The sequence below is a fragment of the Hymenobacter pini genome, assembly GCF_020421205.1.
GTDB lineage: Bacteria > Bacteroidota > Bacteroidia > Cytophagales > Hymenobacteraceae > Hymenobacter > Hymenobacter pini.
Genome location: NZ_JAIZZH010000004.1, coordinates 272,994 through 287,951, shown reverse-complemented (window position 1 = coordinate 287,951; position 14,958 = coordinate 272,994). Strand labels below are relative to the sequence as shown.

Below are 14,958 nucleotides of genomic sequence, written 5' to 3'. Positions count from 1 at the left end.
TTCACTCATATGACCATCCTGTGTCCAATTGATTTCTCGGCGGCTACCCAGGCGTTGGTGACGTACTCAGCCGCGCTGGCGGCAGGTACGGGAGCCGAACTCCGGTTGCTGCACGTATTGGAGCTGGAATCTGGTGCATCGGTTAATGACGTGGTACTGGCTCAACAAATGGCCCGGCATCGGGAGGCGGCGCTGGCCGCTGGGGCACAAGTAACTACCGCGTTGATTTCCGGTGATGCTGCCCACGAAATCGTAGAAGAAGCCCGGCGTCATCCCGCCGAAATCATTGTTATTGGCGCGCACGGCCAAACGGGCCTCACGCGCTTTCTGATGGGCAGCACCGCCGAAACCGTAGTGCGCACCGCGCCCTGCGTTACGCTGCTGGTGAAGCCCGGCTGCCAGCAGGCGTACCGCCAGTCGGCATAAACTGCAATTCCCCAAGTCTGGTGGCTGGGTTCCTGACACGGCCGCCAACTTCTTCAACTCTCAAGCAACGAACAACCAAGTACTCCTTATGGCAACTCCCGTTCAACATGATCCGGCTGTGGCTCCCACGCAATCTGCGGCTTACGAGCCGGTAGTGGACGAGCAGCCCGAGGGCCGCTCGAAGCGCCCGATTATTTTCGTTATTCTGGCGCTGGTACTGCTGGTAGGCGGCTACTTCGGCTGGCAGCGTTACCAGTTTGGCCAGACCCACGAAGAAACCGACGACGCCCAGGTAGAAGGCGACGTATACCCCATTCTGCCCCGGGTTTCGGGTCCGGTAATGGAAGTAAAGGTGCAGGACAACCAGCCCGTGAAAAAAGGTGACGTGCTGCTGACCGTAGACCCCGCCGACTACCAGCAGCGCGTGAATGCCGCGGAAGCTGCCCTGGCTGCTGCCCAGGCCAATGTAGTAGCGGCCCGCGCCGCCGTGGGTACGGCTTCGGCCAATGTCAGCTCGGCCCAAACGGCCATTGGCGTCAGCGACGCTACCCGCTCCCGCCTCGAAAAAGACCTGAAACGCAGCCAGTTTCTGCGCAAAGAGGACATCATCCCGCAAAGCGAGTACGATGCCGTGCAGGCCAACCTGAAATCGACTACCGCCCAGCGGGCTACGGCCCAACAGCAGGTGCGTGTGGCCCAGCAGCAGGTAGCCGCCGCTCAGCAGCAGGTAGCCGTGGCCGAAGCCGTGGTGAAACAGCGCCAGGCTGACCTCGACAACGCCAAGCTGCAACTGAGCTATACCACCATTGTGGCGCCCACCAACGGGGTAGTGAGCAAGAAAAATGTGCAGCCCGGCCAGCTGGTAAGCCCCAACCAGCAACTGATGGGCTTGGTAGCCAGCGGCGATACTTGGATTATTGCCAACTTCAAAGAAACCCAGCTGGAAAACATGAAAGTGGGCCAGCCGGTGGAAGTGGAAGTAGATGCCTACCCCAACGAGGAGTTCAAGGGCCACATTGAGTCACTGTCGGCCGCAACCGGCGCCCGTTTTGCCCTGCTGCCCCCCGACAACGCCTCCGGCAACTTCGTGAAAGTAACCCAGCGCGTACCCGTGAAAGTGGTACTCGACAAAGCAGACCCCGAGCACCCCCTGCGCGCCGGTATGAGCGTAACGGCCACGGTGAAGGTGAAATAGTGAATGAGTGGGTGAGTGAAGTGAAAGAGCTTCACTCATTCGCCATTCTTACGCCGGTCATACGATTTCCGAGCTGTGGCTAGCACAGAAACAATCTGAAGATACTCTCCTTCCAGACTTTTTAAGCGGGTCTTGGAAATAATTCCAGCGTCGCCGAGCAGCTCCAGCCAAAACTGTGTTTCATCGGCTTCTTCAACGCAGATGGAAACTTTGGCATACCATTCGGCACCTGAACGCCCTCGACAAGCAGCCCGATAATTTGCGGCCACAGATGTGGCAGAGCGTAGCAATTGCTTGCCAATTACCTGGGACTCGCCTGTATGAGGTAGTTGCTGATACAACCGGATAATTCGCAATGAAGCGGCTTTAGTACGGGAACGAAATTCCTGGTTAAAATCGGCTTTACTCACATTGTCCATATTACTTATATGAGGTGAAAAGGAAGTTCTGAAAATACTTCACTCAATCACTCATTTACTCATTCACCGCATGGAAACCGGATTTACCAAGTGGATCATCGTCATTACGGTGGTGATGTGCTGCTTGCTGGAACTCATTGATACCAGCATTGTAAACGTGGCCCTTACCCAGATGATGGGTAACCTCTCGGCCACGCAGCAGGAAGTAAGCTGGGTGGTGGCCTCCTATGGCATTGCCAACGTAATCGTCATTCCGATGACGGGCTTCCTGGCCGAGCAGTTCGGCCGTAAGAATTACTATCTGTTCTCGGTAATTCTGTTCACCATTGCGTCGATGCTGTGCGGACAGAGTACCAATATTTGGGAACTGGTGGCATTTCGCTTTGTGCAAGGTATTGGCGGTGGCGCTCTAATGGCCACTTCCCAAGCTATTCTTATTGATACCTTCCCGCCCAAGCAGCTCCCCCTGGGGCAGGCCCTGTTCGGGATGGGCGTAATTATCGGCCCCACCATTGGCCCTACGCTGGGTGGCTTCATTGTGGATAACTACGACTGGCCCTGGATTTTCTACGTGAACGTGCCGGTAGGTATTCTGGCCAGCATCTTCACCGTGCTGTTCATTCGGGACCCGGAGCGCATCAAAAATGCCATTCCGCGGCCTTTGCGCGAAATTGACTGGGCTGGTATTTTCCTGCTGATTCTGGGCGTGGGCTCGTTGCAGCTGGTACTGGAGCAGGGCGAAACCGAAGACTGGTTTGAGAGCCTGTACATTAACTTCTTCACCCTGATGGCTGTGGTGGGCATGGTGGGCTTTATCTGGCGCGAACTCACGGCCAAGCAACCCATTGTGGACTTGCGGGTGCTCACGCGCAGCCGAAACCTGGCTATTGGGGCGTTCCTGTCGTTCATTCTGGGCTTCGGGCTGTTTGCCTCAGTGTTCGTATTCCCCATTTTCTGCCAGCGGATTCTGGGCTTTACGGCCGAGCAAACCGGTTACCTCTTGCTACCAGGAGCATTGCTTTCGGGCTTTATGATGCCAGTGGTAGGTAAGATGATTCAGGGCGGTATCCCGCAGAAGTACATCCTGCCGGTGGGCTTTACCATCTTCTTCATCTTCTCTTACTGGATGAGTACCCAGATTTCGCCCACCGCCGGTGAAAGTGACTTTTTCTGGCCGCTGATTCTGCGTGGTTTCGGATTGGCGCTGTTGTTCCTGCCCATCACTACCATGTCGCTGAGCGGCATCAGCGGGAAGGATGCGGGCCAGGCCGCCGGCCTCACCGGTATGATTCGTCAGCTGGGTGGTTCTTTCGGGGTGGCTTTGGTGGGTACCTACCTGGAGCGCTCCATTGCCCAGAACCGGGTAGGCATTGCCACCAATGTCTCGCTCTACGACCCTGAAACCCAGCAGCGCCTGCAGGGTCTCACGGCCAGCTTCATGAGCAAAGGTGCCAGCTTTATTGATGCCCAGCAGCAGGCTTTCGCCGCTCTCAGCGGCATGATTATGAAGCAGACTTCCATTGTCACCTACGCTCAAACGTTCCTGATGATTGGTACCTTCTTCCTTCTCTGCCTGCCCCTGATTCTGCTGGTGCAGCGCCCTAAACCGGGCGAGAAGGTGGACCTGAACGCCGCACACTAAATTCGGTGTGAGTTTAGAAGTCTTGGTCAATAAAAAAGCCCCAACCGGATTCCGGTCGGGGCTTTTTTATTGTTTATGGAGAGCAGGTTTGGAGGTAGAAAACGCCTACCTATTATCCCTACCTACTACTGGTACTGAATGTACAGCGGCTTGGGTGTCAGCTCCGTTAGAACCTCCTTGGGTGTCATGATGTGGTGGGGAGCGGGACGGCCATCGTACTCGTAGAACAGCTTGAAGCCCGTGTACTGCACCGGCTCAGCCTGGATGTAGTCACGGTACGAGTCCTTTTTCAGGACGGGGTTGCCGTGACCGTCCATGTGCATGACCACTTGCACGCGGGGGTCGAGCTTGATGTTTTTGTAGTTGGTAATCATCTTCCGCGTGAAGCGGTGTACCGTCAGCACTTTAGGCGGAAGCTTGTTTTCACTCACCAGGCGCGACAGGTAATTGATGGTCCAGTTCACATCCTTGGCATCGAGGGTACCGATGCGCTGGTTGGGCCGAACGCCGGGCATGGTAGCCAGCGAGAATTCGGGGTCAATGCCCAGGTGAATATCGGGCTGCTTCAGGTACTGCTCCAGCTTGGGCACCTCCACTTGCAGGGTGCTGTGGCCGGGCTGCACATCCAGAAACAAAATGCAATTGTGCTCCCGGGCCCACGAAATAACCTCTTCGATGGTGGCTTTGGAGTTCATCAGGCGCCACTTACCGTCCTTGCCAGGGGTGCCCTGGGCCGTGATGGTCACGTTGTGCAGCGCGGCCTGCACCGGAATAGAGGGGTCGGCAGCTTGCCATTCCTTCAATACGCCAGCAAACTTGCGGAACATCTGCTCCTTCGGTTCCCGGCCCAGAATACCCATGCCCTTCGAGCGGATGTTGCCATAGAACGCCACAATGCGGTGGCCCGGCAGGATGGCGCCCGGCAGTTGCCCATTTTTGCGAGCAATGGAGTCGGCCTTGAGCGAGTCGCGGCGCATGGCTTCCATTTTCAGCTTCAGCGTGTCAACCACAGCAGGCTTGGTGGTATCAGCCACAGCCGTGGGGTTTTCCGAATCGGTGCCGGAACGGGAGCCGCAGCCGGGCAGGGTAGTGAGGGTAAAGGCGAGGCCCAGGGAGGCCAGCGCGGGGGCCGTCAGGCGGGTAAGGGTCCGGAAATAAGACACTGAGTGGAAATGAATTGAAGTCGGGGAAACGCAGCGAAGTTACGGGTTTCCCAGAGGTGAAATAGTGAATTAGCGAAATTGTAAGCTACAGTCGAGCTTTAGTGCTAGCCAGCGCAACTGCCGGCACTCATCGGTTTAAGCCCTCACTGGTACTGCACGTACAATGGCGTGGGTGAGAGACTGACCACCTCACGGGGCTTCATGAGCCGGGAGCCGGGGCGCTGGTCGTTGCGGAAGAACAGTTTGAAACCGGCGTACTCCACGGGCTCCTTCTTGATAAACTTGCGGTAGGAGCTGCGCTTGATGCTGGGCGTGCCCCAACCGTCCATGTGCATTACAATCTGCACGCGGGGGTCCAACTCAATGTTCTGGTAGTTCGTGACCATATCCTGCCGGAAGCGGTGCACCACCAGCACCTTGGGCGGCAGCTGGTTTTCACTCACCAGCCGGGCCAGAAAGCGGCGGGCGTAGTTGATGTCGGCGGCATCAAACTCGCCCACCTCCGTGCCCGGCCGCCGGCCCGATTTCATGGAAAACTCCGGATCAATGCCCAAGTGCACAAAGGGCAGGCGCAGGTAGCGGGCCAGCGGGGGCAGTTCGTGCTGCAAATCAGACAGTCCCACCTGCACATCCAGAAACACTAGCGTCTTGTGCTCCTGCCCCCAGCGAATTACGCGCCGGATGGTACTGTCGGGCAAGGGCAGACGGTATTTACCGTCGGCCCCGGAATCTCGCTGGGCAATAACGGCCGTCATGTGCAGGGCGGGCAGCACGGGCAGGCTATCGGCCTGCTGCCACTCGGTTGTTTGCACCCGCAGGCGGCGCAGCATCTCATCTTTGGGGTACTGGCCCAGAATACCCATGCTCTTGTGCAGTGGGTTGCCGTAGAAGGCCACAATGCGGTTATCGGGCAGTACGGCACCCGGGAGTTGCCCCCCGGCCTGCGCGATACTGTCGGCCCGCAGAGAGTCGCGGTGCACTAGCAACCGCTTGCGGCGGAGTTGTTCGGCGGCCGTCAGGGGTTTGCTGGGAGCTTTGCCGGGAGTGGCGTCGCACCCAGTCAGGGCCCAACTCGCCAGCATACTCAGGCTGACCCCAAGCGGGCCCAGCCACTTCACGGAAGATATTGGTACTATCTGCTGCATTACGTCACTCATTGCACCACCGGGCCGAAAATCGACCACTGCCACTGCCTGCACTGCCCAGGTAAGCCGAACAGTGAGAACCAATATACGGCCCGAAACGCAAAACCGCTGCCCACCCAACGGTGCGCAGCGGTTTGAGTAGTGGATAGTGCGAATAGTTATTTCAGCGCGAAAGTGATAGGAATAGTGTAGCGAGCGGCTACGGCCTTACCGTCGCGCTGGCACGGAGTCCAGCGGCCGGGCAGCGTTTTCACGGCCATCAGAGCTTCTGATTTCAAGGCCTCCACGGCGGCTTCGGGCCCGCTGGGGGCTTTCATTACTTCCGCATCCTGAATGAGCCCTTTGTCATTCACGACAAACCGCACGAAAACGGCCCCGGCTACTTTGGCCTGCTTAGCGGCGGCGGGGTATTTTACCCGCTTCATCACATCGGCCAATAGTTGGGTCATGCCGCCGGGGTAGCCGGGAGGCGTTTGCGCATCGCCTTCGTAGAGAGCCGGTGGGGGCGGGGGAGGCGGAGCCAAGGCAGCCTCGGCCACGGTGGTCGGCGGGGGGGGAGGCAACTCGCCGGCTTGTTCGCAGGCGGCCACCCCGGCCAGTAGGGCCGTGCCCAGGGGCAGGAGCAGCCACTGTTTCCAGCGGCGGGCGGTGGAGGATTGAGTAAGCATACGGATACGGGTAAGGGTGAGAGATTGGGTGAAAGATTGAGTAAGCGGTAAATCGGGTTGGTAGGAACGCAGGGCCAGGCGGGCCAGCAGACTGGCATACGCCGTAGGCGAGGCCGTAACCGGCGAAGCCAGCCGTAACGCCGCCGAGTCGGCCATAAACTCCTGCACTTGCGCCAGGGCCCGCGGAAACAGGTGCACAAATGGCACCGGCCACAGCAGCGCCCGCACCAGCTCCAGGCGTAGTTTCTCGGCGGTGTGGCCCTGCTGCACGTGGGCTATTTCGTGGGCCAGCACGGCCTGGGCCTCGGCCGGGGTGAGAGGTATGGTTTCATCCCAGAGAATCCAGCGCCCGAAGGAGCTGGTGGGCAACTGCCCGCCGGTGCGCACTAGCACGTAGCCGTTGCGAATTTCCCGCGGCAGGTGCCGGGTGCGCAGCCACAGGCGCAGCACCCGGCTGGCCAGCAGCGCCAGCATCAGCAGCACGCCGCCCAGGTACAGCAGCGGCAGCCACTGGGGCAGACTGTACAGGACACTGCCCACCGCCTGCACCGTGGGGCCGGGTAGCAGTCCGCCGCTCGATACCGCCCCGGCTTCACCCGAAGAGGGCTCGGTGGGCCAGTATTCTAAACCCGCGCTTACTAGCCGTGGCAGCAGCAGCGCCAGCCAGGGTGTGAACTGCAGGAAGCGACGGTTGTAGTGGAAAAACTGCTCCTGTTGTAGCGCACACCGGTACAGGAGCCAACAGGCTCCCAGGCAGAGGGCGCTTTGGAGCATCCAGCCCAGCAACTCAGGCGTAGTGCTCGGTAGTAGGGTCGGGCTCATCGGCGGGTGGGGTAGGGGTGGAGGCCTGGGCGTGGCGCATCAGCTCGTCAAGCTGGGCCGCATTCAGGTTTTCTTCCTGCGCGAAAAAGGAAACTAGGCGAGTGAACGAGCCCCCGAAGTAGCCACCCAGCAGCTTGCGCAACGAGAAGCGCCGGTACTCATCCTGGGCCACCAGAGCGTGGTAGCGATGGGTGCGCCCAAAAGCTTCGTGCCCCACAAATCCCTTCTGCTCCAGGATGCGGATAATGGTAGATACCGTGGTGGTAGCGGGGGCAGGTGGCGGTAGCTCCGGCACCACGTCCTTCACAAACGAAGGTCCGCGTTGCCATAATACCTGCATAACCTGTTCCTCGGCCCGGGTCAGCTCCGGAAAATTGTTGTCGGCCATTGCTATTTGGGTGAAGTCGTAAACAAGTATAACTAATTTATTAGTCAATCAACTAATTTTTTAGCTGAAATATTTTTACGGTACAGAACTATTACCGTTTTCGGAACAAGGAATGCGGCTTGACCTGTTGTACAGGCAGATTCAGGATTCAGCTAATCAACTGCTTGTGCTACTACCTTCCCGGTTGCGCCGCCTGGCGCCCACGCCCAAACTAGGCCTGCTAGGCCTGATAACGACTGTACTACTGGGGGCTGGCTGCCAGAGCTCCGCCTCCTCCGACCCCGCACCGGTTACCACGCCCGACAAGACCGTGCCGGCCACGATACTCACGGGCAGCACCCTGCTGGGCGAATACACGCCGGCCCAGTTGGCGGCGCGGGTGCAGGATGTTCCGCTGGTAGGTTCTCTGGCGCGCTACTCCGTGAAAGTGTACCGCCTCACCTACACTACCCGCAACACCGATGGCCAAACAGTAACGGCCTCCGGGGCGCTGCTAGTGCCGGTAAGCACCACAGCCCTGCCGGTTATCAGCTATCAGCACGGCACCATTCGCCCCGATGATGAGAGTAGGGCGCCGTCGTATTACAGCCAGAGCAGTGAGTTATGGTCGGCGGTATCGGTGCTGGCATCTACGGGCTACGTGGTGTCGGCCCCCGATTACATTGGCTATGGGGCCAGTAAAGCCCTGCCGCATCCCTATGAGCACGCGTCGTCGTTGGCCTCGGCCTCGGCTGATATGTTGCGGGCGGCCCGGGAGTTCTGCAAAAAGGAGAGTATCAGCGTGAACCAGAAGAATTTCCTGTTGGGCTACTCCGAAGGCGGCTACGCCACGATGGCATTGCATAAGTACCTGGAGGAGAAATACCCTGCGGAACTGCCCGTGACGGCCAGCGCGCCGGGGGCGGGAGCCTATCATAAGTCGGCGTTTGCCAAGTACATTATGAATTCCACGCAGCCGCTCAACTTTCTGAGCACCTACGTGTGGGTGCTGGATACCTATAACCGCGTGTATAAGCTAGGCCGGCCCAACAGCTACTACTACCAAGAACCCTACGCCACCCGTCTGCAGGCTAATCCGTTCAGTGAAGTGCCCACCCAGGCTAGTGCGCTGTTTGCCCCTACTTTCCGGCAGGCTGTGCTAACCGATTCCGATGCGGCCCTCACCGCCTCCCTTACCGATAACGACATCTTCGACTGGAAGCCCAAGGCGCCCATAGCCCTGTTCCACGGTACCGCCGACGATTACGTGCCGTACTTCAACTCCCAGGATGCCTACAACGCCATGCGCGCCCAAGGAGCCACGCAGGCAACGCTCCGGCCTATCCAGGGTGGCAACCACTTCAGCTCGGTAGCCACCTACACGCTGCAGGCCTTTGCGTTCATCTCTCAGTATTAGTACAGGTAGATTCCTGTATTCACAAAAAGGCCCGTCTGGTTCCAGACGGGCCTTTTTGTGAAGGTGGATGTGAACAGCTATGCAGTTGGTGCAGCGTTGCGTGGCGCAGCGGCCCGGCGTACTAAGGCTCCGCTCAGCGCTGCCAAGCCGCCTACCAATCCGGCCAATACACCGCTGAGCAGTACTAGGAGCCACGACTGCCCGCCCAGCGGCAGCAGCGTAGCTACGCGCGCGGCCAATAAGTTTGCCCCGTGGGTATTCAGCCAAGCGGCCGGCAGCCACCAACTGAGTCCCACGCCTAGTAAACCCGCTAGGAAAGCACCTCCGCCCGAAACCCGAAACCACGCCACCAGCGCTAGGCACAGCGGCACCACGCTCCACCAGGGAAACACCAGTTGCAGCAACGCGCTACCAACGCATATAAGGAGCAGTAAGAGGACAGTTTTTTTCATTGGAAGCAGCATGGAGATTCGTTAGTTGTCGATGCCGACTTTGCGGGGCAACTCGGGGGCGGGCATGGGAATGAGCACGGCTTGGCGTACGGCAATGGGCTGACCGGAAGCGTCGCGGGCGGGGGCCCAGGTGGGCATGGCGCGCACCAAGCGTAAGGCTTCTTCGTCGCAGCTGCGGCAGAAGGGGCGTACCACTTCGGCCGCGCCAATCTTACCGTCGGCCTGCACCACGAATCGTACCTCCACGGCCCCGCGTAGGTTTTCTTGGGCCAGCACTTTGGGCTCTTTTAGCTTCTCGGTGAAATACTGCCGCAGGGCTACACCGCCCCCGTTGAAGCTGGCCTGAGTCACCGCCTCGCGGGGCTCGAATACATGGTTGGGGCCGAACAGTTGTACCGTGTGGGTCAGCTGTACCCGCACCGGCTTGCCGTTTTGCCGGCCGGGTTCCAGGCGGGGTAGTTTAGCTACGGCCGCCAGGGCAGCGGCATCACAGGCGGTGCACAGCCCCCGCAGTACCTTGGCTTCGTCAGTTCGGCCGTCCCGATTTACCACGAAGCTCAGGTATACGCGGCCTTCCGTGTCGCCTTTCACTACCTCTGCGGGCAGCACTACGGCCGCCTGTAGGGCCGAGGCAATGGTTGCTTCAGTGGTGCCTGCCAGCGTCGGCATTTGCTCCACATAGGTGTAGACTTTATCCTCGGGCTTAGGTAGCGTGGGCAAGGGCGGAATGGCTACGCCCGGGGCGCCCGGGGTACTATCCAGGCTGAACATAACGGGCAGCGTGTGTTGCACAGCAACCAGACGGCCGTTCTGCTTGCCGGGCTCGAAGGTGGGTAGAGCTTTGATGACGCGCGCCGCCTCTTCGTCGCAACCGGCACCCAGGCCTTTTATAACCTCTACGTTGTCTACCTGGCCTGTGGGCTGCACCACAAACCGCACAAATACCCGGCCCTCTACCTTGTTGGCCACGGCCGCCGCCGGGTAACGTAGGCTGGCCTGCACGTACTTCACCAAATACTCCTGCCCGCCCGGAAATACCGGCATCTGCTCCACGTAGGTGTACACCTTGTTCTCCACTACCTCTTCCACCACCTTCCCCTCGCCCTGCAAGCCTGACAAGTCAGGCACCGCTTGAACCGGCGGCTCAAACGGTACGGAAATTTGGTACTGCACGGGTACGGGCTTATCCTGGTAGCGGGCGGGGCGCCAGCGGGGCATGGCCTGCACCAGGCGCAACGCCTCGGCGTTGCTGGCGACGCTGAGGCCGCGGGCAATAAAGGCATTGGTGAGTCGGCCATCCGGCTGCACTACGAAGTTCACCGTTACCACGCCCCGCTCCCTACCGGCTTTCACGGCAGCGGGCCGGCGCAGCTGGTTTCGCAGGTACTGCCGGAGCGCGTACTCGCCTTCCACGTACTCGGGCCGCGTCTGGACTTCGTATAGGCTGTACACGCGCGCAGCGGGTGCTGACTTGGCAACGGCAACGGGCTTTTTAGTGGTTTGCTGGGCCTGCACTGTCGGCACGGTTGCTCCCGTGAGGCAAGCGGCCAGTACTACCCGATGCCACGCGAAGCGGCTGCGCGATAAAGACATTTCTGAAACAGATAAAGGCGAAGGCAGGATAAGGGCAGTTGAGCAAGATACGCACGAAACGGGTACTGCCGACACTTACTTTTCCAGCCGCCAGGCAGCCTGCAGGCGGGGGTGGTTTTCGTCGGCGGCGCGTAGAAATACCAGCTCATCCAGCTTGCCCACGCGCCAGCTTTCCAGCATATCATCATAGTACCGGGAGGCCGGGTTGCCGCTCTGTCCGCCGGGGAAGATGCCGTAGGCCTGCACCTGCGGCCCCAGCGCTACCACCATGCGCCAGGAAGGGCCGTTGCGCGGACCGGTGGCATTCACGGTGCCGGGGCTGCCGGCGCACACAATATCCTGGTGCCCGAAGCCCGGCAGCTGGGCCAGGTGGTTGATATCGGTGCTTTTCTGGTTGGCCCAGCCCCACTTCGGCCCCAGCGGCCCGAACTTGCGGGTCAGCGAATCTACGGCGAAATGCAAGGAAGCCGCCAGCAGGTCGTGCACGTTTTCCTTCTTGGGGGTGCGCCGGTCGTCTATCCAGGGGCTGGCACCTTTAAATCCCTGGAATGCGTCGCCATACTCCTGCTGTAACAGGTGGTTGGTCCGGTCGCGGGAGGGGTAGCGCATTTCCAGGCCGGTAGCCAGCTTGCTGAAATCATCCTCCCAGAGGCGCTTCACCAAGTCCTGGTACCACAGCTCGAAGATGGTGGCCGCCACGGCATCGGTAGTGTAGTGGTAATCCCATTTTCCTAACACCTCCAGCGCCTTATATTCTGGCTTATCAGGCGGAACCGGGCTATACAACTGATCCGTCACCTTGTTGCCGCGCATCAGGCTCAACATGCCTGGGAGCATGGTTTGGGCGTTGATGCCGAGGTTGTCGTTCTGCAGCTCGCGCAAGGTGTCGGCGGTGGCGCGGTGCATCTTGGCCAGCTGCTGGTTGATGCGGTGCCCCCGGTCCCAGGGCGCATAGTCCCACCCAATGTAGTAGGGGTAGTCGGGCCCGGCGGAGTGCTGGTTGGCCGACGACACGAAGCCCCGGGCCGGGTTCTGCACCCGCGGCGTCTGCGTCATCGGAATCCAGCCCTGCCAGTCGTGGCGCGGGTCGGAGCCGTCCAGAATAAACTTGCCCTGCTCCGGCCACTTCAGCGGGTAGCGGCCGTTGGGCCGGATGGCAATGTCGTTCTGGTTGCTGGCGAAGATGAAGTTCTGGGCCGGGGAGCCGTAGGTGCGCAAAGCCCGGTCGTAATCCTGATAATTACGGGCGTGGTTGAGCTTCACGAAGGCCAGCACCTCGTCGGCGCCCTCGTGAGCCGTCCAGCGCATGGCGTGCTGGGTGGGCGTTTGGGCATTGAAGGGTTTCTCGTCGTGGTCGTACACCACGGGGCCGTGGTGGGTGTAGATTACTGTGTCGAGGCGGTCGGGAAGGCCGCGCACTACAATGCGCTCCACCACCCGGCGCACCGGTTTCCAGCGGCCGTCGTGCCAGTACTCGCGCTTGGTGTTGTCGCGGAATTTAAGCTGGTACCAGTCCAGCACGTCGCCGCCCACGTTGGTTACGCCCCAGGCCACGTCCTCGTTGAACCCGATAATAACGGCCGGTGCGCCCGGAATGGTTACGCCGTACACGTTCTGGCCGGGCGCGTGCAGTTGCACCTGGTACCAGATGCTGGGCAGGTTCAGCTGCAGGTGGGGGTCGTTGGCCAGTAGCGGCAGGCCCGAGGCCGAGCGGCTGCCCGCCACGGCGAAGTTGTTGGAACCCAGCTCGGCATCCGGCTCCCGCTGCGGCACTTTGTCCGATAAGGCCGCCGTAAACGAAGGGGGTGTGGCCGGCACTGGCAGCGGCTTGAAATCCAGCGGCGTACCCACCGGCACAATTGGGTCTTCGCGGAAGGGGTAATCCGGAAACAAGTCCTTCACCACCTTCGGTCCATACTTGCTCAGGATGTTGCTCAGGCGCAAATCGTCGGAGCGGCCGCTCAAATCCCAGGCCATCAGCTTCAGCAGCAGGGCGCATTTAAGGGGCTGCCAGGGCTCGGGAGCGTATTCGAGCAGCTTGTACTCAAACGGGTATTCCCGCGGCGAAAGGCTGCTGATGTAGGCATTCACCCCCGCCGAGTACGACTCCAGCACCAGCCGCGTGGTGTCGTTTTTCAGCATAGACTGCAGCGAGTTCTGCGCCCCATACGGCAGGCCCATGCGCCGCTGAAACCGGTCGTACTCCAGGGCCCGGGGGCCCACCACCTCCGAAATGCGGCCGGCCGCCACCCGGGTCATAAACTCCATCTGCCAGAGCCGGTCCCGGGCCGTGAGGTAGCCCTGGGCATAATACAGGTCATGGTCGTTAAGAGCGAAGATGTGCGGTACCCGCCGGTCATCAAACCGCACCCGCACGGGCTGGCGCAAACCGGTAAGGTGCAGGGTTTGCTGCTCCGGGAAATCGGCCGGGGTTTCGCCATTCTGCCAGAAGCCCCGGTATGGGCTCAGCAGCCGGGCTACGGGCGGCACGTCGCCCTGCTTGGTGTTCAGAACCCAGGTAAGTGTAAGGGTAACAAGGAGCACCAGGGTGCCTGGAAGAAATCGAAGCATTTGCCAACCAGTTTCGCGGGGAGCGGAAGGTAGTAAATGCTTCGGTTTCTGGCAGAACGGGCCACCTCAATTTACGGGCTCAGGCATGTTATCAAGCCGTAAACACGCGTCAGGCGCGTTTTGCCAGACGGAAAGGCACCTGGGAGGATGCCATACAAACGACTCAACTTGCCCTTAAGAATATAAAAGAGCACTTCCTGCAGACAGGAAGTGCTCTTTCAAGCGTTTAGTATAGTGAAAAATCTGACGGAACTCGTGTTTACAGGTTCTCACCCTGCCTTACCAGGCCGGCCACGCCCACGCGGGCCAGCCGCTGGCGAACTTCATCGGCCTCGGCCTGGGTGGCAAAGCGACCCACTACTACGCGGTTCAGGGACCGGCCCTCGGCGGTGGTAGTCGCCACGGTAGTCACCAGCAGCTTGGGCTCCACGCTTTGAATCTTGTCCATCACGGCGCGGGCGTTGCGCGGGTCGCCGAAGGTGCCGGCCTGAATTACGTAGGTGGCGGCGGGCTCAGGCGTAAGGGCTACGTCAGTCGCTTCCGTTTCGCCGGCCACGATGTTGGTGTGAATATCGGCCGTAATGGTAGAATCGGCGGCCAGCAGGGCTAGGTTCTCGGGAGCATCCGTGGGGCCCAGCGGGGTTTCGGCGTCCACTACCTGCGCCACTACCGATACGGCACCGTGGGTAACAATGCCCAAGGGGCGGGCGGCAATTTCCGACAAGTCCAGAATGCGCTGGTGGCGGAACGGACCCCGGTCGGTTACGCGCACCACCACCGATTTGCCGGTCTCGGGGTTGGAAACCCGCAGCTTGGTGCCAAAAGGTAGGGTTTTGTGGGCGCAGGTGTACTTGTTGCGGTCAAACCGCTCCCCGTTGCTGGTGCGGTGACCCTGATGCTCTCGGCCGTACCAGGAGGCGCGGCCCCGCATGGTAGCGGCCTTTTTGGTGGCGGCCGCCGGGGCTTTTTCATCTTCACTTACCCGCCGGGCGCGAGCTGAGGCCGAGAAGGCCGTAAGCAACACGAGGAGCAGGCCCATCATCAAGCCCGAGAGATGCAGTCGTAGAGTCAACTTCAT

The 14,958-nt window shown here is 60.2% G+C and carries 13 protein-coding genes; 4 read left to right on the top strand and 9 right to left on the bottom strand.

The genetic code is table 11. The features are described 5' to 3' along the window. Positions 1-9 precede the first annotated feature (9 nt). Positions 10-426 carry a universal stress protein gene (locus LF252_RS17090; RefSeq protein ID WP_226270799.1) on the top strand — a complete coding sequence of 139 codons (417 nt, stop codon included), beginning with the start codon at positions 10-12 and terminating at the stop codon, positions 424-426. Between the two features lie 88 nt (positions 427-514). After that, complete coding sequence (locus LF252_RS17085; RefSeq protein ID WP_226270798.1) at positions 515-1,621, top strand: HlyD family secretion protein; 1,107 nt, start codon at positions 515-517, stop codon at positions 1,619-1,621. A 35-nt stretch (positions 1,622-1,656) separates the two neighbouring features. Here the strand turns inward: LF252_RS17085 and LF252_RS17080 are convergent, their stop codons facing one another. Continuing rightward, positions 1,657-2,031 carry a four helix bundle protein gene (locus LF252_RS17080; RefSeq protein WP_226270797.1) on the bottom strand — a complete coding sequence of 125 codons (375 nt, stop codon included), beginning with the start codon at positions 2,029-2,031 and terminating at the stop codon, positions 1,657-1,659. A gap of 79 nt (positions 2,032-2,110) precedes the next feature. Here LF252_RS17080 and LF252_RS17075 point away from each other — a divergent pair, with 79 nt between their 5' ends. Next, positions 2,111-3,682, top strand: a complete 1,572-nt coding sequence (locus LF252_RS17075; protein ID WP_226270796.1) for a DHA2 family efflux MFS transporter permease subunit — start codon at positions 2,111-2,113, stop codon at positions 3,680-3,682. Positions 3,683-3,807: 125 nt separating this feature from the next. On the opposite strand, the gene LF252_RS17070 is transcribed toward LF252_RS17075, so the two are convergent. From LF252_RS17070 to LF252_RS17055, 4 genes are all read right to left on the bottom strand, one after another. After that, positions 3,808-4,845, bottom strand: a complete 1,038-nt coding sequence (locus LF252_RS17070) for a hypothetical protein (RefSeq protein ID WP_226270795.1) — start codon at positions 4,843-4,845, stop codon at positions 3,808-3,810. 143 nt (positions 4,846-4,988) lie between these two features. Continuing rightward, complete coding sequence (locus LF252_RS17065; protein ID WP_226270794.1) at positions 4,989-6,074, bottom strand: hypothetical protein; 1,086 nt, start codon at positions 6,072-6,074, stop codon at positions 4,989-4,991. A gap of 74 nt (positions 6,075-6,148) precedes the next feature. Beyond that, positions 6,149-7,480, bottom strand: coding sequence for a M56 family metallopeptidase (locus LF252_RS17060; RefSeq protein ID WP_226270793.1), 1,332 nt, complete (start codon positions 7,478-7,480; stop codon positions 6,149-6,151). Further along, positions 7,446-7,868, bottom strand: coding sequence for a BlaI/MecI/CopY family transcriptional regulator (locus tag LF252_RS17055; RefSeq protein ID WP_226270792.1), 423 nt, complete (start codon positions 7,866-7,868; stop codon positions 7,446-7,448). The genes LF252_RS17060 and LF252_RS17055 overlap by 35 nt, the downstream gene beginning before the upstream one ends. 166 nt (positions 7,869-8,034) lie before the next feature. On the opposite strand from LF252_RS17055, the gene LF252_RS17050 reads away from it, so the two are divergent. Further along, positions 8,035-9,264 (top strand): alpha/beta hydrolase family protein, encoded by a 1,230-nt coding sequence (locus LF252_RS17050; protein WP_226270791.1) that lies wholly within the window; start codon positions 8,035-8,037, stop codon positions 9,262-9,264. A gap of 77 nt (positions 9,265-9,341) precedes the next feature. On the opposite strand, the gene LF252_RS17045 is transcribed toward LF252_RS17050, so the two are convergent. The 4 genes from LF252_RS17045 to LF252_RS17030 form a co-directional block, all read right to left on the bottom strand. Further along, positions 9,342-9,716, bottom strand: coding sequence for a hypothetical protein (locus LF252_RS17045; protein WP_226270790.1), 375 nt, complete (start codon positions 9,714-9,716; stop codon positions 9,342-9,344). A 21-nt stretch (positions 9,717-9,737) separates the two neighbouring features. Beyond that, positions 9,738-11,309, bottom strand: a complete 1,572-nt coding sequence (locus LF252_RS17040) for a TonB family protein (RefSeq protein ID WP_226270789.1) — start codon at positions 11,307-11,309, stop codon at positions 9,738-9,740. Between the two features lie 75 nt (positions 11,310-11,384). Further along, entirely contained in the window at positions 11,385-13,880 is a 2,496-nt protein-coding gene (locus tag LF252_RS17035; RefSeq protein ID WP_226270788.1) for a penicillin acylase family protein, read from the bottom strand. A gap of 259 nt (positions 13,881-14,139) precedes the next feature. Further along, positions 14,140-14,958 (bottom strand): septal ring lytic transglycosylase RlpA family protein, encoded by an 819-nt coding sequence (locus LF252_RS17030; protein WP_226270787.1) that lies wholly within the window; start codon positions 14,956-14,958, stop codon positions 14,140-14,142.